This window comes from Mycobacterium palustre (assembly GCF_002101785.1).
GTDB lineage: Bacteria > Actinomycetota > Actinomycetes > Mycobacteriales > Mycobacteriaceae > Mycobacterium > Mycobacterium palustre.
The window spans coordinates 73,588-91,833 of record NZ_LQPJ01000024.1 but is presented as its reverse complement, the minus strand read 5'-3'; the positions used below and the strand labels follow the sequence as shown (position 1 = coordinate 91,833).

The 18,246-nt window shown below is 69.4% G+C and carries 17 protein-coding genes and 1 tRNA gene; 5 read left to right on the top strand and 13 right to left on the bottom strand.

All coding sequences use genetic code 11. From position 1 onward, the window contains the following. Positions 1–53 precede the first annotated feature (53 nt). From AWC19_RS02785 to AWC19_RS29555, 6 genes are read right to left on the bottom strand one after another with little or no spacing between them, the layout of a single operon-like run. Complete coding sequence (locus AWC19_RS02785) at positions 54–875, bottom strand: HpcH/HpaI aldolase/citrate lyase family protein (protein WP_085076575.1); 822 nt, start codon at positions 873–875, stop codon at positions 54–56. Next, on the bottom strand, positions 872–1,381 hold the full coding sequence (locus tag AWC19_RS02780) for a MaoC family dehydratase (protein ID WP_085076574.1): 510 nt from the start codon (positions 1,379–1,381) through the stop codon (positions 872–874). Before AWC19_RS02780 ends, AWC19_RS02785 begins: the two co-directional genes overlap by 4 nt. Then, entirely contained in the window at positions 1,378–2,544 is a 1,167-nt protein-coding gene (locus AWC19_RS02775) for an acyl-CoA dehydrogenase family protein (protein ID WP_085076573.1), read from the bottom strand. The genes AWC19_RS02780 and AWC19_RS02775 overlap by 4 nt, the downstream gene beginning before the upstream one ends. After that, a complete protein-coding gene (locus AWC19_RS02770; protein WP_085076572.1) occupies positions 2,541–4,538 on the bottom strand; it encodes an acetyl-CoA carboxylase biotin carboxylase subunit in 1,998 nt (665 codons plus the stop codon). The genes AWC19_RS02775 and AWC19_RS02770 overlap by 4 nt, the downstream gene beginning before the upstream one ends. A gap of 2 nt (positions 4,539–4,540) precedes the next feature. Beyond that, positions 4,541–6,130: a carboxyl transferase domain-containing protein gene (locus tag AWC19_RS02765; protein WP_085076571.1), complete on the bottom strand. Its 1,590-nt coding sequence runs from the start codon at positions 6,128–6,130 to the stop codon at positions 4,541–4,543. Beyond that, positions 6,124–6,282, bottom strand: a complete 159-nt coding sequence (locus AWC19_RS29555) for a hypothetical protein (RefSeq protein ID WP_158090823.1) — start codon at positions 6,280–6,282, stop codon at positions 6,124–6,126. The genes AWC19_RS02765 and AWC19_RS29555 overlap by 7 nt, the downstream gene beginning before the upstream one ends. Before the next feature lie 177 nt (positions 6,283–6,459). Here AWC19_RS29555 and AWC19_RS02760 point away from each other — a divergent pair, with 177 nt between their 5' ends. After that, positions 6,460–7,095 (top strand): SACE_7040 family transcriptional regulator, encoded by a 636-nt coding sequence (locus AWC19_RS02760; RefSeq protein WP_085076570.1) that lies wholly within the window; start codon positions 6,460–6,462, stop codon positions 7,093–7,095. A gap of 69 nt (positions 7,096–7,164) precedes the next feature. Then, complete coding sequence (locus AWC19_RS02755; protein WP_169718067.1) at positions 7,165–7,980, top strand: hypothetical protein; 816 nt, start codon at positions 7,165–7,167, stop codon at positions 7,978–7,980. Here AWC19_RS02755 and AWC19_RS02750 read toward each other — a convergent pair. Next, entirely contained in the window at positions 7,977–9,305 is a 1,329-nt protein-coding gene (locus AWC19_RS02750) for an MFS transporter (protein ID WP_085076568.1), read from the bottom strand. The genes AWC19_RS02755 and AWC19_RS02750 overlap by 4 nt on opposite strands. A 42-nt stretch (positions 9,306–9,347) precedes the next feature. Between AWC19_RS02750 and cmrA the strand changes: the two genes are divergently transcribed. Then, entirely contained in the window at positions 9,348–10,154 is an 807-nt protein-coding gene (cmrA, locus tag AWC19_RS02745; RefSeq protein WP_085076567.1) for a mycolate reductase, read from the top strand. Between the two features lie 3 nt (positions 10,155–10,157). On the opposite strand, the gene AWC19_RS02740 is transcribed toward cmrA, so the two are convergent. Continuing rightward, the gene (locus AWC19_RS02740; RefSeq protein WP_085076566.1) at positions 10,158–11,720 is read right to left on the bottom strand and encodes a helicase HerA-like domain-containing protein; all 1,563 of its coding nucleotides are present in this window, start codon (positions 11,718–11,720) and stop codon (positions 10,158–10,160) included. A gap of 107 nt (positions 11,721–11,827) precedes the next feature. Here AWC19_RS02740 and orn point away from each other — a divergent pair, with 107 nt between their 5' ends. Both orn and AWC19_RS02730 read left to right on the top strand, forming a co-directional pair. Further along, positions 11,828–12,475, top strand: coding sequence for an oligoribonuclease (orn, locus tag AWC19_RS02735; protein ID WP_085076565.1), 648 nt, complete (start codon positions 11,828–11,830; stop codon positions 12,473–12,475). A 56-nt stretch (positions 12,476–12,531) separates the two neighbouring features. Beyond that, positions 12,532–12,604, top strand: a tRNA-His gene (locus tag AWC19_RS02730). Between the two features lie 51 nt (positions 12,605–12,655). Here AWC19_RS02730 and AWC19_RS02725 read toward each other — a convergent pair. From AWC19_RS02725 to AWC19_RS02705, 5 genes are all read right to left on the bottom strand, one after another. Continuing rightward, positions 12,656–13,009 (bottom strand): hypothetical protein, encoded by a 354-nt coding sequence (locus AWC19_RS02725; RefSeq protein ID WP_085076564.1) that lies wholly within the window; start codon positions 13,007–13,009, stop codon positions 12,656–12,658. A 120-nt stretch (positions 13,010–13,129) separates the two neighbouring features. Next, positions 13,130–13,420 (bottom strand): hypothetical protein, encoded by a 291-nt coding sequence (locus tag AWC19_RS02720; protein ID WP_085076563.1) that lies wholly within the window; start codon positions 13,418–13,420, stop codon positions 13,130–13,132. A gap of 90 nt (positions 13,421–13,510) precedes the next feature. Beyond that, the gene (locus AWC19_RS02715; protein ID WP_085076562.1) at positions 13,511–14,707 is read right to left on the bottom strand and encodes a L,D-transpeptidase; all 1,197 of its coding nucleotides are present in this window, start codon (positions 14,705–14,707) and stop codon (positions 13,511–13,513) included. 162 nt (positions 14,708–14,869) lie between these two features. Then, the gene (locus AWC19_RS02710) at positions 14,870–15,772 is read right to left on the bottom strand and encodes a DMT family transporter (RefSeq protein WP_085076561.1); all 903 of its coding nucleotides are present in this window, start codon (positions 15,770–15,772) and stop codon (positions 14,870–14,872) included. Between the two features lie 48 nt (positions 15,773–15,820). Then, on the bottom strand, positions 15,821–18,178 hold the full coding sequence (locus tag AWC19_RS02705; protein WP_085076560.1) for an MMPL family transporter: 2,358 nt from the start codon (positions 18,176–18,178) through the stop codon (positions 15,821–15,823). Positions 18,179–18,246 lie beyond the last annotated feature (68 nt).

Below are 18,246 nucleotides of genomic sequence, written 5' to 3'. Positions count from 1 at the left end.
GGCGGAGAACGTGTCGCGCCCATCGCCGCGCGTGGGGTCCACTGCGTGGCCCGCTAGCCCGCGGCCGGCTCCCCCGCCCGCCGCAGCAACATCTCGGCGTGCTTGAGCACCGGCGAATCCACCATCTGCCCTTCGAACGCGAACACCCCGCGCTCGGTCTTGGCGGCCGCCAGAACTCGCCGCGCCCAGTCCAGCTTCTCGGCGCTGGGGCGATAGGCCTCGCGCACCACCGCGACCTGGGTCGGATGGATGCAGACGGTCCCGTCGAAGCCGACGGCGACACCGTCGTCGGCCTCGTCGCGCAGCCCGTCGAGGTCGCGGATGTCCAGGTGCACGGCGTCCAGCGCGATCCGGCCGAACGCCGACGCGGCCAGCAGCACCGTGGACCGCACGTGGCGGGCGACGTCCCGGTAGCTGCGGTCGGCGCGCCGGCTGGAGCTGCCGCCGAGGGCGGCGACCAGGTCCTCGGCGCCCCACATCATCGCGACGGTGGGTGGCGCGGCGGCGATCTCGGTCGCGAACACCGCGCCCCGCGGGGTCTCGATCAGCGCGACGACGTCGCGCGGCGCGAGCGCGCTCACCTGCGCCGCCGACTCGGTCTTGGACAGCATCACCGTCGTGTACGGGGTATCGGCCAGGGCCTTTAGGTCGCGGCCGTGCTCGTCGGTGCCGGCGGCGTTGATGCGCACCACGGTCCGCTCGGGATCCAAAGGCGTCTCGCGCAGCGCCTTGCGGGCGGCGGGCTTGTCGGCTGCGGCCACGCCGTCCTCGAGGTCGAGGATCACCACGTCGGCGGCCGCTGCGGCCTTCGCGAAACGCTCGGGACGGTCGGCCGGGCAGAACAGCCACGCGGGGCCGGCGGAGCGCAGGTTCATCGGGACTCCTCCGCGCTCGGCCGTTTCTGCACGAGCGTGGTCCGCACCGCCCGCGCGACGACGTCGCCGTGCTGGTTGCGGCCGGTGTGCTCGAGCGTGACGATGCCTTCGCCCGGCCGGCTCTTCGACTCCCGCTTGCCGGTGCACACCGTCTCGGCGTACAGGGTGTCGCCGTGAAAGACCGGCTTGGGAAACGACACCTCGGAAAAGCCGAGGTTGGCCACGATGGTGCCGAGCGTCAGCTGCGCCACCGAGAGCCCCACCAGCGTGGAGAGGGTGAACATCGAATTGACCAGCCGCTCACCGCGGAAGCCCGGCTGCTCGGCGGCCCAGGCCGCATCGAGGTGCAACGACTGCGTGTTCATCGTCAAAGTGGTGAACAACACGTTGTCGGCCTCGGTGACGGTGCGGCCCGGCCGGTGCGAATACGTGGTGCCGACCTCGAATTCCTCGAACCACAGGCCGCGCTGGACCACGGTTTTGCCGACGTGCCCTTCGGAACTCATGACAGCCCCAGCGATCGCGCGATCAGCATCAGCTGCACCTCGGTGGTCCCCTCTCCGATCTCGAGGATCTTGCTGTCGCGGTAGTGCCGCGCCACCGGGTACTCGTTTATGAAGCCGTACCCGCCGTGGATCTGGGTGGCGTCGCGGGCGTTGTCCATCGCCGCCTCCGAGGAGACCATTTTCGCGATCGCCGCATCCTTCTTGAAGGGCTTGCCCGCCAACATCTTTGCGGCGGCATCATAGTACGCCGTGCGGGCGACGTGGGCGCGGGCCTCCATCCGCGCGATCTTGAAGCTGATCGCCTGATACGAGCCGATCGGCTTGCCGAACGATTCGCGCTCCTTGGCGTACTTGACGCTCTCGTCCACGCAACCCTGCGCGACCCCGGTGGCCAGCGCCGCGATCGCGATGCGGCCCTCGTCCAGGATGGACAGGAAGTTCGCATACCCGGTGCCGCGGGCGCCCAGCAGGTTCTCCTCGGGGACGCGGGCGTCGGCGAACGTCAGGGGGTGGGTGTCCGAGGCGTTCCAGCCGACCTTGTTGTAAACCGGCTCGACCGTGAACCCCGGTGTGCCGTTGGGCACAATGATCGTCGAGATCTCCTTCTTGGCCTCACCGATGGTCCCGGTGACCGCGGTGACGGTGACCAGCGACGTGATGTCGGTGCCGGAGTTGGTGATGAATTGCTTGGCACCGTTGATCACCCATTCCCCGTTTTCCAGCCGGGCGGTGGTGCGGGTGCTGCCCGCGTCGGAACCCGCGCCCGGCTCGGTCAGCCCGAAGCCGGCCAGCGCCCGCCCGGCGGCCAAGTCGGGCAGCCACTTTCGCTTCTGCTCCTCCGTCCCGAACCGGTAGATCGGCATCGCGCCCAACCCCACACCGGCTTCCAGCGTGATCGCCACCGACTGGTCGACCTTGCCAAGCTCCTCGAGGGCGAGCGCCAGCGCGAAGTAGTCGCCGCCCATGCCGCCGTACTCCTCCGGGAAGGGCAGCCCGAACAGCCCCATCTCGCCCATCTTGGCCACGATTTCGTACGGGAAGCTGTGCTCCTCATCGTGTTTGGCCGATGCCGGCGCGACCACGGTGCGCGCGAAGTCGGCGACGGTGTCGCGAAGGTCCTGGTATTCCCTGGGCAACGTGCCCGCGGTGATCGATGTCGTCATGTCTCATCCTTACTGTCTGAGCCTTGTTCCTCCGGCATCAGCCGGGCCAGCACCTGGTCGACCGCCACCTGGTCGCCGACGGACACCAGCACCTCGACTCGGCCCGAAACGGGCGCGGTCAGCGCGTGTTCCATCTTCATCGCCTCGACGATCACCACCACCTCACCCTCGGAAACCTCGGCGCCGGAGTCGACCTGGACGGCGATGACGCTGCCCGGCATGGGGCTGACGATGTCCGCCCGCTGCGTGCCGGTGGCGCGGTGGATCTTGTGCTCCTCGGCCTCCCGCAGGTGCCAGGTTCCGCGTTCGTCGGCGATCCACAGGTGCCGGTCGGCCTCGGCCCAGCGGTATTCGCGGCGCAGCCCGCCCAGCGTCGCGCTCATCACCGCCGCGTCGACTTCCACACCGGCGGAAACGATTTCACCGTCGCCGACCTGCACCCTGGCGGCCTCGGGTGGGCCCCACACCGACACCGTTTCGCGCCGCGACGGCGTCTGCATCTCGGTGCGCACCGGCGCCGCGGCGCCACCGACCCGCCATCCCGTCGGCACCGCCCACGGGTCGCCGTCGGCGCGGCGGGCCAGGGCCCACTGCCGAAACAGGCCGCCGGCGGCGAGCACGTCGTCGGGCGCGGGCGCGGGCGCGAAGCCGGCCAGCCGCTCGTCGAGCAGCGCGGTGTCGAGGTCGCCGGCCCGCACCCGCTCGTCGGCCAGCAAAAAGCGCAGGAATTCGACGTTGGTCTGCACGCCGAGGACCGCGGTGTGCGCCAGCGCCCGGTCGAGCTTGTCCAGCGCCTCGTCGCGGTCGCTGCCGTGGGCGATCACCTTGCTCAGCATCGGGTCGTAGTCGCTGCCGACCAGCGTGCCGGCCAGCAGCGACGAATCGACCCGGACGCCGCCTCCGGACGGCTCGAAGACGCGCAGCACCCGGCCGCCGGTGGGCAAAAAATTCCGCGCCGGGTCCTCCGCGTACACGCGGGCCTCGATGGCGTGGCCGCGCAGCTCGATGTCGTCCTGGGCGAACGCGAGCTTTTCGCCGGCGGCGACCCGCAGTTGCCACTCCACCAGGTCCAGGCCGGTGACCGCTTCGGTGACCGGATGCTCGACCTGGAGGCGGGTGTTCATCTCCATGAAGAAGAATTCGTCCGGCCGCTCGGCGGACACGATGAACTCCACCGTGCCGGCGCCGACGTAGTCGACGCTGCGGGCGGTGTTGCAGGCGGCGGCCCCGATCCGCGCGCGCGTCTCGGGGTCCAGCAGCGCCGACGGCGCCTCCTCGATGACCTTCTGGTGGCGGCGCTGCAGGCTGCATTCGCGCTCGCCCAGGTGCACCACGTTGCCGTGGGTATCGGCGAGCACCTGCACCTCGATGTGCCTGGGCCGCAACACGAATCGCTCCAAGAACAGGGTGTCGTCGCCGAACGACGAGGCGGCCTCCCGGCGCGCGCCCACCAGCGCCTCGCGCAGCCGGGCCGGGTCGTCCACCCGCCGCATCCCCTTGCCCCCGCCGCCGGCCGAGGGCTTGATCAACACCGGGTAGCCGACCTCGTCGGCCGCCGCGACCAGCTCGTCGTCGGTCAGCCCGGGCCTGGCCACCCCCGGCACCACCGGCACGTCGAACGCGGCGACGGCGTTCTTGGCGGTGATCTTGTCGCCCATCACCTGGATGGCCCGCACCGGCGGCCCCAGGAACACGACCCCGGCGCGTTCGCACGCGGCCGCGAATTCGGCGTTCTCCGAAAGGAACCCGTAACCCGGGTGGATCGCCTGCGCGCCCGTGCGCACGGCCGCGTCGACCACGCTGGCGATGTTGAGGTAGCTGTCGCGCGCCGCGGCGGGCCCCAGCCGCACGGCGGTGTCGGCCTCGAGCACGTGGCGCGCGGTCGCGTCGGGATCGCTGTAGACGGCGACCGCCCGGATCCCGAGCCGGCGCAGGGTGCGGATCACCCGCACCGCGATCTCGCCGCGGTTGGCCACCAATACCGTGTCGAACATCGTCACATCCGAAAGACGCCGTAGGAGACCGGTTCCAGCGGGGCGTGAGCGCACGCCGAAAGCGCAAGCCCCACGCAGGTTCTGGTGTCGGCCGGGTCGATGATGCCGTCGTCCCACAGGCGCGCCGTCGAGTAGTACGGGTTGCCCTGGTCCTCGTACTGCTGGCGGATGGGCGCCTTGAACGCCTCCTCGTCGCCGGGCGACCATGGCTTGCCCGCCCCGGCGAGCTGCTCGCCGCGGACCGTCGCGAGCACCGACGCCGCCTGCTCGCCGCCCATCACCGAGATGCGCGCGTTGGGCCACATCCACAAAAAGCGCGGCGAGTAGGCCCGCCCGCACATCGAATAGTTGCCCGCGCCACAGGATCCGCCGATCACGACGGTCAGCTTGGGCACCCGGGCGCAGGCCACGGCGGTGACCATCTTGGCGCCGTGCTTGGCGATGCCGCCGGCTTCGTAATCGCGCCCGACCATGAATCCGGCGATGTTCTGCAAGAACAGCAGCGGAATGTTGCGCTTGTCGCACAGCTCGATGAAATGCGCGCCCTTGAGGGCGGATTCGCTGAACAGCACGCCGTTGTTGGCGACGATCCCGACCGGGTGTCCGTGGATGCGGGCGAACGCGGTCACCAGGGTCTTGCCGTAATTGGCCTTGAATTCGCTGAATTCGCTGCCGTCGACCAGCCGCACGATGACCTCGTGCACGTCGTAGGGCACCCGGGGGTCCGGCGGCACCACGTCGTAAAGCTCGGTCTGCGCGTGGGTGGGCTCGACGGAGGGACGCACCTCCCATTGGCTGGGCTCGCGCGGCCCGAAGGTGGCGGCGATCGAGCGCACGATCCGCAGGGCGTGCTCGTCGTCCTCGGCGAGGTGGTCGGTGACACCGGACACGCGCGAGTGCAGGTCGCCGCCGCCCAGCTCCTCGGCGGACACGATCTCTCCGGTGGCGGCCTTCACCAGCGGAGGCCCGCCGAGGAAAATCGTGCCCTGCTCGCGCACGATGACGGCCTCGTCGCTCATCGCCGGCACGTAGGCGCCGCCCGCCGTGCACGAACCCAGCACCGCGGCCACCTGCGGAATGCCCTTGGCGCTCATGGTCGCCTGGTTGTAGAAGATGCGGCCGAAGTGCTCGCGGTCGGGGAACACCTCGTCCTGCCGCGGCAAAAACGCGCCCCCGGAGTCCACCAGGTAGATGCAGGGCAGCCGGTTTTGCAGCGCGACTTCCTGTGCGCGCAAATGCTTTTTGACCGTCATCGGGTAGTAGGTGCCGCCCTTGATCGTCGCATCGTTGGCGACGATCACGCACTCGCGCTCCGACACCCGCCCGACGCCGGTGATGATGCCCGCGCCCGGGGACTCGTCGTCGTACATCCCGTTGGCGGCCAGCGGCGACAGCTCCAGGAACGGGGTGCCCGGATCCAGCAGCCGATCGACCCGTTCGCGGGGCAACAGCTTGCCGCGGCCGACGTGGCGCTGGCGGGCGCGTTCGTTGCCGCCCAACGCCGCCGCCGCCAGCTTGGCGTTCAACTCGGCGACCAGTCGGCGGTGCTCGTCGGCGAACGACGGCGCGGCGGCGACGGACGAGCTCACCAGGTCCTCCCGGTTGTCGCAACGGCAAGGGGCGGTTCGGTTTTGGCCAGCACCTCGTCCACCCCGACGTCAGTGGCGATTTCGACCAGCCGCAGCGAGGAACCGTCGGTTATGTCGGCGACCGCTTCAGCGGCCGTCGCCACCACCTTGTCCATCGAACAGCCTCTCCGCGGCTTTCAGTTAATTCTCATTAACTGGACCCTGAGGATACCACCGCACGCGCCACCGCGTCCAGGGACCGAACCGAAGCCAACCGGATCGAGTTAATCGCCGATAACTCGTGTTAAGTTAGTTGCGTTTAACCGACCTGGCGAGCTGGATGGGGGTCCGTCATGACGACGCCGGCGCCCGACGCCCCCAACCGTCGCACCCAGTTGAAATCCGACCGGCGCCTGCAGCTGCTGGCGGCCGCCGAACGCCTCTTCGCCGAACGCGGTTTCCTCGCGGTGCGCCTGGAAGACATCGGCGCCGCCGCCGGTGTCAGCGGTCCGGCCATCTACCGCCACTTCCCCAACAAGGAGTCGCTGCTCGTCGAGTTGCTGGTGGGCATTAGCACCCGGCTGCTCGCCGGCGCCCGGCAGGTGCGCGCCAGCAGCGCCGACGCGGCCGCCGCGCTGGACGGTCTCATCGACTTTCACCTCGACTTTGCGCTGGGTGAACCGGACCTGATCCGCATTCAGGACCGCGACCTGGCCCACCTACCCAAGGCGGCCGAGAAGCAGGTGCGCAGGGCCCAGCGCCAGTACGTCGAGGTGTGGGTGGGCGTGCTGCGCGAGCTGAACCCCGGCCTGGCCGAGGCCGACGCCCGGCTGACGGCTCACGCGGTCTTCGGACTGCTGAATTCGACCCCGCACAGCATGAAGTCCGGCGACGATTCGCGCGCCAAGCCCGCCCGCGCCGCCCGGTCACGCGCGGTCATGCGGGCGATGACCGTCGCCGCGCTCTCGGCCGGAAATCACTGCCCGTGAGCCGCGGCTGACGCCGCAACAAACCGCCGATCGGCCCGGCCCAGGTACCCTGCATGCCATGAGGTGGACATGAGCGATCCACGCCGACCCGAGCCGTTTAGTCCCCCTCAATCGGGGTGGGGGCCGGCCGGGCAGCCCGGGCAGCCGAGTCAGCAGTACTCGCCGCCCGTTGACCCGGCATACGCCGACCAAGCTCCCTACGCCCCCAGCTACGGCGGCTACGCGCCGCAATGGGCGTCGGGTTTCACCGACGTCAACACCACCAGGGAGCTGCCGGCCTACTGGCAGCAGGGCCTGCCCGCCTCCGGTGAGCCGCCTGCGGAGGGTGTGGCTCCCCCGCCGGGAGGCCCGCGATCGCCACGGTGGCTGTGGATCGGCGCTGCCGCTGCCGTGCTGGTGATCGTCGCCCTGGTGATGGCGCTGATCCTCGCCAACGAGGCGATCAAGAACCAGACCGCCGTCCCGCCGTTGCCGGCCATGCCCGAGACGGCGTCGCCGACCCTCACGACACCGACGGCACCGCCGTCGACCCGCACCCGGACCCTGCCGCTGCCTCCGCTCATCCCGGAGCCGGTGCCGCCGTCGAGCGGGGTGCCCACCGAAACGACGAGCCCGGGCGCAATGCAAGACGTCGTCTACACCGTCACCGGCGACGGCCGGGCGCTCAGCATCATGTACATCGGCACCGGCGACGTCGTGCAGACCGAGTTCAACGTCGCGCTGCCTTGGACCAAGCAGGTCAGCCTGTCGAAGTCGGCGGCCCACCCGGCCAACGTCACGATCGTCAACTTTGGCAACAACGTCACCTGTTCGGTCACCATCGGCGGGGTGCAGGTGATCCAGCGCGTCGGCATGGGCCTGACCGTCTGCGACGCGAGAGGCTAAGCGCCCGAAGGGGTTTCGGCCACAACGGCCGCGCGCACCGGTACCCGCACCACCAGCATCGCCAGCAGCCCGGCGCCGAGCACCAGGCAGATCCCGGCGACCCCGGCGCGCACGGTCCCGAACGCGTCGACGAAAAGGGAGAACAGCCAGGGCGCCACGAACGACACCGCCCGGCCGGTCATCGTGTAGAGCCCGAACGCGACCCCTTCCCCGCCGTCCTTGGCGAGCTGCAGCAGCAGGGCACGCGACGACGCCAGGGACGGACCGACGAACGCGGCCAACAGCAGCCCGCACACCCAGAAGGCGTGCGGGCCGGACGACGCCATCATGGTGGCGGAGACGACGATGAGCGCCGCCAGTGACCCGACGATGACCCGTTTGGACCCGATCCGGTGGTCGACGAACCCGCCGGTTACCGCGCCGAGCGCGGCCACCACGCTTGCCGCCACGCCGAACACCAGTACGTCGCCCTGGGACAGGCCGTAGACGTTGACGCCGAGCACGGCGCCGAAGCCGAAGATGGCCGCCAGCCCGTCCCGAAAAAGCGCGCTGGCCCCCAGGAAGTAGACCAGGTTGCGGTTGCGGCGCCATTCGGCGCTCACCTCCGCCCACAGTTTGCGATAACCGCCCAGCACGCCGGTCGGACGCGACGCCTCGCCGGAGTCCGGCAGCCGGTGGGCGACCAACAGCAACGGCAGTGCCAGCGCCGCGAACCACGCCGCGGTGAGCAGCATCGCCGCGCGGACGTTGAGGCCGTCGTGGGTAGGCACGCGCAGCAGCCCGCGCACCGGGCCGGTGCCGGAGATGAAACCCACGTAGACCAGCAGCAGCAGGACCACGCTGCCGGTGAACCCCGCGGCCGCACCCAGGCCGGAGACGCGGCCCGCCGTCTGCGGCGTCGAGACCTGGCGCAGCATGGCGTTGTACGGCACGCCGGCCAGGTCACCGCACGCGGCCGTGGCCGACAGCAGCACCAAGCCGGCCCAGAGGTAGCCGGGGTCCTCGCGGATCAAAAACATGGCGCTGGTCGACGCGGCGGCGAGCCCGCTCAACACGGTCAGCGCCAGCCGTCGCCGGTGCGGGGCTTCCACCCACACCCCGATGAGCGGGGCCAGCACCGCGATGGTCAGCCCCGAGACGGCGAGCGCGCGACCAAGCCAACTCGCCGGCGACGTGCCCCCCGGCAGGCGCGCGCCCACGCTGCCGGTCAGATACACGGAGAAGACGAACGTCGCGACGATGGCGTTCATGCCGAGGGAGCCGCAGTCCCACAGCGCCCATGCCACTACTCCAGACCGCGCGGGCGGGACGGGACGCGGACTCATGCCGGGAACTTTATTGGTTCGCCGCTGTCTACGATTGGCCGCATGCCGGTACCCGCCCCCCGTCCCGACGCGCGCGCCGTTGTCACCGGAGCTTCGCAGAACATCGGCGAGGCGCTGGCCACCGAACTCGCCGCCCGCGGTCACAACCTGATCGTCACCGCCCGGCGCGAGGACCTGCTCAACGAGCTGGCGGCCCGCCTGTCGGACAAATACCGCGTCGTTGTGGACGTGCGGCCCGCCGACCTGGCCGACCCCGGGGAGCGGGCAAAGCTGTGCGACGAGCTGGCCGCGCGCCCGATCTCGATCCTGTGCGCCAACGCCGGCACCGCGACCTTCGGCCCGGTGGCGACGCTGGACCCGGCCGGCGAGAAGGCCCAGCTGCAGCTGAACGTGCTGGGCGTGCACGACCTGACGCTGGCGGTGCTGCCCGGCATGGTCGAGCGCAAGGCCGGCGGCATCCTGATTTCCGGTTCGGCCGCGGGCAATTCGCCGATCCCCTACAACGCCACCTACGCGGCCACCAAGGCGTTCGTGAACACCTTCAGCGAGTCGCTGCGCGGCGAGCTGCGCCGCTCCGGGGTGCACGTCACGCTGCTGGCGCCGGGCCCGGTGCGCACCGATTTGCCCGACGACGCCGAGCGGTCGCTGGTCGAGAAGTTGGTGCCGGACTTTTTGTGGATCTCCACCGAACACACCGCCAAGGTGTCGCTGGATGCGTTGGAGCGCAACAAGATGCGCATCGTCCCGGGCCTGACGTCGAAGGCCATGTCGGTGGCCAGCGGGTACGCCCCGCGCGCGATCGTGGCGCCGATCGTGGGCAGCTTCTACAAGAAGCTCGGCGGCGGGTAGGGGTTACTTCCGGCGGCGCCGCCCGGCGCCGAAGATGGCCTTCACCGCTTCGCGTATCACCGTGTTGATGCCGCTTTTGACCGTGGGGTTCTGCAGCACTTCCTCCCACATGGCCGGGCCCTTGGGTTGTGCAGGCTCCGCCGGCTCCGGCATCGGCGGAACCGGCTCATCCGGTGGCACCGGCGGGTAGTCGGACTGGGGTCGCGGCGCCGGCGGCGTTTGGGACCCACCGGGTTGCGTCGGCTGCTCGACGGTCTGACCGTACTTCGCCTGCAGCGGACTGGATTTCGCCGCCTTGGTGATCTCGTCGGTGCCGATCGAGGCCATCAGCGAGCGGGGCACCCGCATGCGGGTCCAGGCGACCGGCGTCGGGGCACCCTTTTCCGAGAGCACCGTGACGACGGCCTCACCAATGCCCAGCGATGTCAACGCCGACTCCAGGTCGTAGACATCGGTTTTCGGGTAGGTGCGCACCGTCTTGGACAGCGCCTTCTGGTCGTCGGGGGTAAACGCGCGCAGCGCGTGCTGAATCCGCGCGCCCAGCTGGGAGAGCACGTCGTTGGGCAGGTCGGTGGGCAACTGCGTGCAGAAAAACACCCCGACGCCCTTGGAGCGGATCAGCTTGACGGTCTGTTCGACCTGCTCGAGGAACGCCTTGGAGGCGTCGGTGAACAGCAGGTGCGCCTCGTCGAAGAAGAAGACCAACTTGGGCTTGTCTATGTCGCCGACCTCGGGCAGCACGGTGAACAGATCGGCCAGCACCCACATGAGGAAGGTGGAGAAGATGACCGGGCGCAGTGACTGGCCGCTGAACTCGAGCAGCGAGATGACGCCCTGGCCCTGTTCGGTGACACGCAGCAGATCGTTCGGGTCGAGCTTCGGCTCGCCGAAGAAGGTGTCGCCGCCCTCGCCGGCGAGATTGACCAGCGCGCGCAGGATGACGCCGGCCGTCGTCGAGGACACGCCGCCCAGGTCTTTGAGGTCGGCCTTGCCCTCGTCGCTGGCCAGGTGGCTGATGACGGCCCGCAGATCGCCCAGGGTCACCAGCCGCCGGTTGCTTTCGGTGGCCCAGTGAAAAATCAGACCCAGCGTCGACTCCTGGGTGGCGTTGAGCCCCAACACCTTCGACAACAGCACCGGCCCGAAGCTGGCCACCGTCGCGCGCACCGGCACGCCCACTCCCCCGGTCCCGAGCGACAAGAACTCGACCGGGAAACCCGTTGGCGCCCAATCGTCGCCGGTGTCCTTCGCCCGCGCGGCGGTCCTGTCGTCGGCCTCCCCCGGTCGAGACAGACCGGACAGGTCGCCCTTGACGTCGGCCATGAGCACCGCGACGCCGGCCGCGCTGAGCTGCTCGGCGATCAGTTGCAGCGTCTTGGTCTTGCCGGTTCCCGTCGCCCCGGCCACCAACCCGTGCCTGTTGACCGTGGCCAACGGGATACGGACCTGCGCGGTCGGGTCGGCCGCCCCGTCGACGACGACGGTGCCCAGTTCAAGGGCCCGGCCCTCGAAGGCGTAGCCGTCCGCGATCCGCTTGGCCGGTGTGGCCGCCGATTCGGTGGTCATCGTGCTGCGCCCCTCTCCCCCACTCGCCCCCGTTAGAGTCCCGCAACGCTAACCCTACTTCGCAGGGGCGAACAGGGCAGAGCTCACGTGCGCATACGCTGAGCGCTGTGCGCGACGAATTGGTGTGGATCGACTGCGAGATGACCGGGCTGGACCTGGGCTCGGACAAGCTGATCGAGATCGCCGCCCTGGTCACCGACGCCGAGCTGAACGTCCTCGGCGACGGGGTCGACGTGGTGATCCACGCCGACGACGCCGCTTTGTCGTCGATGATCGAGGTCGTCGCCGACATGCACTCGCGCTCGGGGCTGATCGACGAGGTCAAGGCGTCGACCGTCGATTTGGCAACCGCCGAGGCGATGGTGATGGACTACGTCACCACGCACGTCAAGCAGCCCAAGACCGCGCCGCTGGCGGGCAATTCGATCGCCACCGACCGTTCCTTCATCGCCCGCGACATGCCCGAGCTCGACTCCTACCTGCACTACCGCATGATCGACGTCAGCTCGATCAAGGAGCTGTGCCGGCGCTGGTACCCGCGCATCTACTACGGTCAGCCCGCCAAGGGGCTCACGCACCGGGCGCTGGCCGACATTTACGAGTCCATCCGCGAGTTGCAGTACTACCGCCGCACCGCCTTCGTGCCGCAGCCCGGGCCGTCTACCAGTGAAATCGAGGCCGTCGTCGCCGGCCTGCAAGACGGAGAGAACCCAGCTCGAACAATCGATTCGGAGACCGAGCCACCCACCGGCTAGTATCGATGGTCGCCGCTCGTTGGCCTCCCCGACCAGGGGCCCGGCTCGCGGCCATGGTGGCTGTAGTTCAGCTGGTAGAGCACCAGGTTGTGATCCTGGGTGTCGCGGGTTCGAGTCCCGTCAGCCACCCCGAAAAGGTCGGAGGGCCACAACGCCCTCCGACCTTTTGCTATCCAGCTTTCACGGGCACATGAACGAGATCGGCGGGCACGCCCGCGGCGTGGCCGGAATGGGCAGCGGCGCCGGACCGGGCCCCTCGACCACCGCGTTGGGGTCGGCGTTGGGGTTGTCCAGGATCGCGAGGTGGTAGACGTGGCACTCGCTCAAGTCCCATCCGGTCGCCCGCAGCGCGGGCCAGATGTAGTCGCCCGGGCACCAGCGCATCCCGGGGCCGTGGTAGCACCCCGTCCGTGTCGAACAGTGGTCCGGGTCGGCCTGCGCGCTGCCCGCGGCCAACCCAAACCCGGCCATCGCGACGCCGCCCGACAGCAGCGCGCCGGCAACGATTCGCTTCAGGGTACGACGGGCTCTCATGGTGGTCCTTTCCGACGACTTCGGGCCGTACGCTACGGCCGACCGCTTGCGAAATTTTTGCGGTCGCGCGGCGCTACCGATCCCAAACGTCGCGGAAGTCGATCGGGGCCTCGCGGGCGATTAGCCCGGCGCCAGAGGCCGTTTCAGGGTGCAGACGATGCTCCACTCGTAATAGTGGTCGCCGACCTTGTCGTAATCACTGAACCGGTGGGCCACCTGGACCCGTTGCACCGAGGACCCCACGATCTCCCAGCCCTGCTCGCCGTAGGCCTTGGACTGGCGGCTGGCCTCGTCGATCACCGCCTGCAGCGACTCGTTCGTGTAGTAGACGAAGGTGGTCTCCCAACGCTGCGGGTACCAGTTGCCGTCTGAGGCCAGCCACCATCCAGGCCCGGGCGAAGGTGTGGTCATGGGGCGGCACCTTACAACGCGCGGGGTGCGAGCGAATGAATGAAACATGACCGACGGGTTGCCGCGCCGCCGAACCGCAGCGGACGCGCGTCAGGTGTTGGCGTTGCCCGCCTTCCACACCGGCCACGGGATGTTCCAGTCGCCCAGCCCCTCGGTGCCCGACAGCGTCGGGCCGACGGTGTTGATCACCTCGACGATGTCGCCGCTCTTGCTGTGCTCGTAGAACCACTCGGCGTTGCTCGGGCTGACGTTCAGGCAGCCGTGGCTGGTGTTGGTGTGGCCCTGGGCGCCGACCGACCACGGCGCGGAGTGCACGAAAACGCCGCTGTAGGACATCTGCGTGGCCCACTCGACTTCCGTGCGATATCCGTTGGGCGAGTTGACCGGAACGCCGTAGGTCGACGAATCCATGATGATGTGCTTGAACCGGCCGCCGACGATGTAGATACCGTTGGCCGTCGGGGTGCTGTCCTTGCCCATCGACGTCGGCATCGTCTTGACCACTTCGCCGTTGACGCGCACCGTCACCGTCTTGGTCTTGTCGTCGGCGGTGGAAATGACCTCGTCGCCGATGGTGAAGTGCGTCTTGACGTTGTCCTCGCCGAACATCCCGTCGCCCAAATCGACACCGTAGGTGTTGACCTGCACGTCGACGGTCGTGCCCGGCTTCCAGAAATGCTCGGGGCGCCAACGTAATTCGCGGTTGGTCAACCAGTAGAACGCGCCCTCGACGGGCGGGTTGGTCCTGATGGTGATGGCCTTCTGGGCCGCCGCGCGGTTGGCGATGTTCTCGTCGAAGCGGATCGCCACCGGCTCACCGACGCCGACCACCTCGCCGTCGCCGGGATAGACGTAGGGCATCGTCAGGTGCGCCGGTGAACTGGTCTGGAACGTCATCTGCCGGGTCGCCGCGCCGCCCAGACCCAGCGCCTTCACGGTCAGCGTGTAGCGGCGGTTGTAGCCGAGCTGCTCGGTGGTCGACCAGCGCAGCCCGTCGGGGCTGAGCTGTCCGCTGATGGTCCGGCCGTTCTCGTTGACCATCGTGACCGAGCCCAGCACCCCGTCGGCGACGCTCACCGTCACCGGCGCGTCCACGGTGACACCGACGGCGCCGTCGGTCACCGAGGAGGTGAGCTTGGGGACGAGCAGATCGGCGAACGGCGTGCCCTTGTCGGAGATAACCTTCGCCGGCGCGGCAGTGTGGCTGCTGCTGCAGGCAACGCCGAAGACAGCAAACACGACCATTGCTGCTGCCAGCAATGATCGAGGTCTGCGCAAAGGCGTCATGGGGCGACCTTCCAATTCGGACGGGCTTGTACGGGTTTGTTCGGTCACCGCTGACCGGAAACAGTGCATGAATTGTAAAGGGTGATGCGCCGCTGCAGAGGCGAGATGGCTGGTCAGCGCAATGGTGTCGCGGCGGCGCCGAATCGGCGCGCCGCGCGGCACTTACCCCGATTCGACGACGAGGCCGTTGCGCTGCGAATCGGCCCCGCCGTCGGTCGCGGCGGCCTCGACGCGGGCCAGCTTGACGATGGCTACCGTCATCGCCAGCGCCGCCACCACCAGGGCGGCCATCCCCGCGCGACCGGTCTGCAGCGTTTCGTCGAGGACGACGACGCCGAGCGCCGCCGCCACCACGGGCTGCGACACCGCCAGCGTGGGCATCGACGCGGTCAACGGCCCGGCGCGGAACGCCGACTGGCTCCACACCACGCCTCCCAGCGCGACCAGCACGCACGCATACAGCTCGGGGGCTCGGGCGACCGCCCATCCGCCCTCACCGAGCCGGGCGACGGCCTCTTTGGTCAGCACCGCGAAAACACCCCACAGCGAACCGGAGACGAGGGCGAACAGCGCGGCGGCCGGGGCGCCGCCGCGGATCCGGCCGGCCACGGCGCACGCCACCAGCAGCGGACCGAGCACCAAGACCACCGGGGCCCACGTGCCCAGCGACGTGCTGGACCGGCCGGCCTGCGGATGACCGACGGTGACGACCACGATCACCGCGGCGGTGAGCAAGGCCCCCCACATCCACTCGGCGCCGGTCACCGTCCGGTGCGCCAACCGGGCGTTGATCGGCAAGGCGAACAGCACCGAGAGCATCAGCAGCGCCTGCACCAGCAGCACCGACCCCTGGCCCAGCGCGGCGGCCTGCAGCGCGATGCTCGCCGCGAGCAACACGGTGCCCCACCACCACCGCCGATTGCGCAGCAGGCGGCCGAACAGGGCGATGTGGCCGAAGGGGCCGTCGCTGATCCGGTGCGCCGCGCGCTGCTGCAGCACGTCGCCGATCGCGATGCACAGCGCCGAGGCCAGCGCCAGCAACGCCGCGATGTCCGTCTTGGTCATGGGCGCAGTCTCCATCGGAACCGTTGCGGCACAGTCCTTTCCGGTCCGCTAGTCACGGTCGGTCACGGCCGCCGCGGCCCGTCTCCTCAACAGCAGCCGCCGCGCGTCCGGCGCGTCGGCGGCCCACCGCCGCCGCCCTACCGCGACGGCCGCGGATTCACCCGTCACCCGCCGCCAACGCAAGCTGGTCAACGCCCGAGGCGCCCACCACGTCCACCGGCCGAGCAGGTGGATAAAGGCCGGCACTAACACCATTCGCACCAGCGTGGCGTCGGCCAGCACCGCAAGCGTCAGGCCGACGCCGAGCATGCGCATGAACGACACCTGGGCGGGGATCAACGCGGCGAACGAGATCGACATCACCAGCGCCGCGCTGGTGACCACCCGGCCGATGCCGGCGAGGCCCAATGCGGTGCTCTCGTCCGTGACGGCGCGGGCCTCGGCCGCGCTCGGCCGGGTGTCGCCGTCGGCCTGAGAGGCCAGCCAATATTCGTGGATCCGCGAGACCAAGAAGACCTCGTAATCCATCGCCAGCCCGACCGCGATGCAGAACAACAGCACCGGGATGTTGGCGTTCGTCGTCCCGTTCGGGGTGGTGCCCAGGGCGCCGAGATGGCCGTCCTGAAAGATCCACACCATCGCGCCGAACGCCGCCGTCAGCGACAACACGTTGCACACCAAGGCCTGCAGCGGCAGCACCGCGCTGCCGGTCAGCAAAAACAGCAACACGAAGGTGACGGCGGCGATCAGCCCCAGCACGGCCGGCATCCGTTTGGTGATCGCGTCGACGCTGTCGCGGTTGATCTGCGTCAGCCCCGTCATCTCCACGGGCTTGCCCGCCGGTCCGGCGACACGATGGAGCCGGTCGAGCTGGGTGTCAGACGCCTGTGAATACAGCGGCGCGCTGGTGGCCACGGTGAGGAACGCGCTGCCGTTGGCGAAGCCGGTGGGTGCGGCGGGCGGCCCGCTCAGCTTGCCGGCCACGAACGTCCCGGTCGGTGCGGTGACCGCCGGCACGTCGGGTACCCGCGACAGTTCGGCAGCGTAGCGGTCGACGTCGGCGGGGGTGACGCCGCGCGCGTCGGGGACGACCACCGACACCGCGGTCCCCAAACCGCTGGGGAAGTCGTTGTCCAGCATGTCGGCGACCTGGCGCGCCGACGCCGTTCGGGGCAGCACGCGCTCGTCGGGAAAGCCCCACTTCACGCCGAGAAACGGAACGCCAAGCAACAACAGCAGCGCGACGACGCCCACGCCGACCGGCGCAGCGTGGCGCAACACGAACCGGGTGGATCGGTACCAGAACAGCTCGTCGACCGGCGTGTGCGCATGGTCGCGCCACGACTTCGCCCGCGGCAGGATCCGACGGACCAACTTGTGGGCGTCCAGCGCGTCGAGCCGGGGGCCCAGCAGCACGATCGCCGCCGGGGTCACCACGACGGCGGCGATGGCCACGATGACCGCCGTGGCCACGATGGTGTAGGCGGACGATTTGAGGAAGTACATCGGAAACACCGCCATCACCGCCATCGACAACCCGACGGTGGTGGCGGAAAACAGCACGGTGCGACCGGCCGTGGCCATGGTGCGATACAGCGCCCGGTCCCGGTTTTCGGCCCGGGCGAGCTCCTCGCGATAGCGCGTGATGATCAGCAGGTTGTAGTCGATCGCCAGGGCCAGCCCCATCGCGATGCTCAGGTCCAGCGCGTAGGTCGACACGTCGGTCGCGAAGCTGATCAGCCGCAACACCGACATGGTCCCGACGATGGCGAGCGCGCCCAGCACCACGGGCAGGGCCGCTGCCACCACTCCACCCAGCACCCACACCAGCACCGCGAAGCTCAGCGGAATCGCGATGGACTCCATCAACAGCAGGTCGCGCTCGTTCTGGTGATTAATCTGGGCGTACGCCACGGCCATGCCGCCGGCACGCACGGTCACCCCGTCGCGGTCGTGCACCAGCTGTGCAGAAAGGTCCCTGGCGTACCCCTGCGCCTTGTTCTCGCCGCCTTTCAAATCGGCGACGATCATCCCGGACTTGGTGTCCTTGCTCACCAGCTGGGCGGCGGCCTGCGGCGGCGAGGTCCACGCCGAGGAAACGTCGATGACCCACGGGGACCGCTTCAACTGGTCGACGATGTCGGTGCCGACGTGGCGGGCCGGGTCGCTGCGCGCGCCGGCCGGGCTGCCGACCACGATCAGCATTTTTTGATCGGTCTGGCCGAACTTGTCCCGCAGGAATTGAGTCGCCCGGGCCGATTCGGAGGTCGGGTCTTGAAAGCCGCCGGCCGACAGGTTGTTGATCACCGGGACGCCGAAGATTGCGGCCGCCACCAGGAGCAGCGCCGCAACCGCGATGATGCGCCGCGGCGCAGCGATCGCGAGTCGGGTGATTCCGTGCAGCATGCGGCTCCTTTCCGGCCGAGCCCTCCGGCGTCTCTATACCCAAACGCTGCCGGGCCGACCCCCATGCC

Bases quoted from the DNA above. Each gene is read 5' to 3' on its own strand.
- AWC19_RS02785 (WP_085076575.1), bottom strand. From the start codon at position 875: ATGAACCTGCGCTCCGCCGGCCCCGCGTGGCTGTTCTGCCCGGCCGAC.
- AWC19_RS02780 (WP_085076574.1), bottom strand. From the start codon at position 1,381: ATGAGTTCCGAAGGGCACGTCGGCAAAACCGTGGTCCAGCGCGGCCTG.
- AWC19_RS02775 (WP_085076573.1), bottom strand. From the start codon at position 2,544: ATGACGACATCGATCACCGCGGGCACGTTGCCCAGGGAATACCAGGAC.
- AWC19_RS02770 (WP_085076572.1), bottom strand. From the start codon at position 4,538: ATGTTCGACACGGTATTGGTGGCCAACCGCGGCGAGATCGCGGTGCGG.
- AWC19_RS29555 (WP_158090823.1), bottom strand. From the start codon at position 6,282: ATGGACAAGGTGGTGGCGACGGCCGCTGAAGCGGTCGCCGACATAACC.
- AWC19_RS02760 (WP_085076570.1), top strand. From the start codon at position 6,460: ATGACGACGCCGGCGCCCGACGCCCCCAACCGTCGCACCCAGTTGAAA.
- AWC19_RS02755 (WP_169718067.1), top strand. From the start codon at position 7,165: ATGAGCGATCCACGCCGACCCGAGCCGTTTAGTCCCCCTCAATCGGGG.
- AWC19_RS02750 (WP_085076568.1), bottom strand. From the start codon at position 9,305: ATGAGTCCGCGTCCCGTCCCGCCCGCGCGGTCTGGAGTAGTGGCATGG.
- cmrA (WP_085076567.1), top strand. From the start codon at position 9,348: ATGCCGGTACCCGCCCCCCGTCCCGACGCGCGCGCCGTTGTCACCGGA.
- AWC19_RS02740 (WP_085076566.1), bottom strand. From the start codon at position 11,720: ATGACCACCGAATCGGCGGCCACACCGGCCAAGCGGATCGCGGACGGC.
- AWC19_RS02725 (WP_085076564.1), bottom strand. From the start codon at position 13,009: ATGAGAGCCCGTCGTACCCTGAAGCGAATCGTTGCCGGCGCGCTGCTG.
- AWC19_RS02720 (WP_085076563.1), bottom strand. From the start codon at position 13,420: ATGACCACACCTTCGCCCGGGCCTGGATGGTGGCTGGCCTCAGACGGC.
- AWC19_RS02715 (WP_085076562.1), bottom strand. From the start codon at position 14,707: ATGACGCCTTTGCGCAGACCTCGATCATTGCTGGCAGCAGCAATGGTC.
- AWC19_RS02710 (WP_085076561.1), bottom strand. From the start codon at position 15,772: ATGACCAAGACGGACATCGCGGCGTTGCTGGCGCTGGCCTCGGCGCTG.
- AWC19_RS02705 (WP_085076560.1), bottom strand. From the start codon at position 18,178: ATGCTGCACGGAATCACCCGACTCGCGATCGCTGCGCCGCGGCGCATC.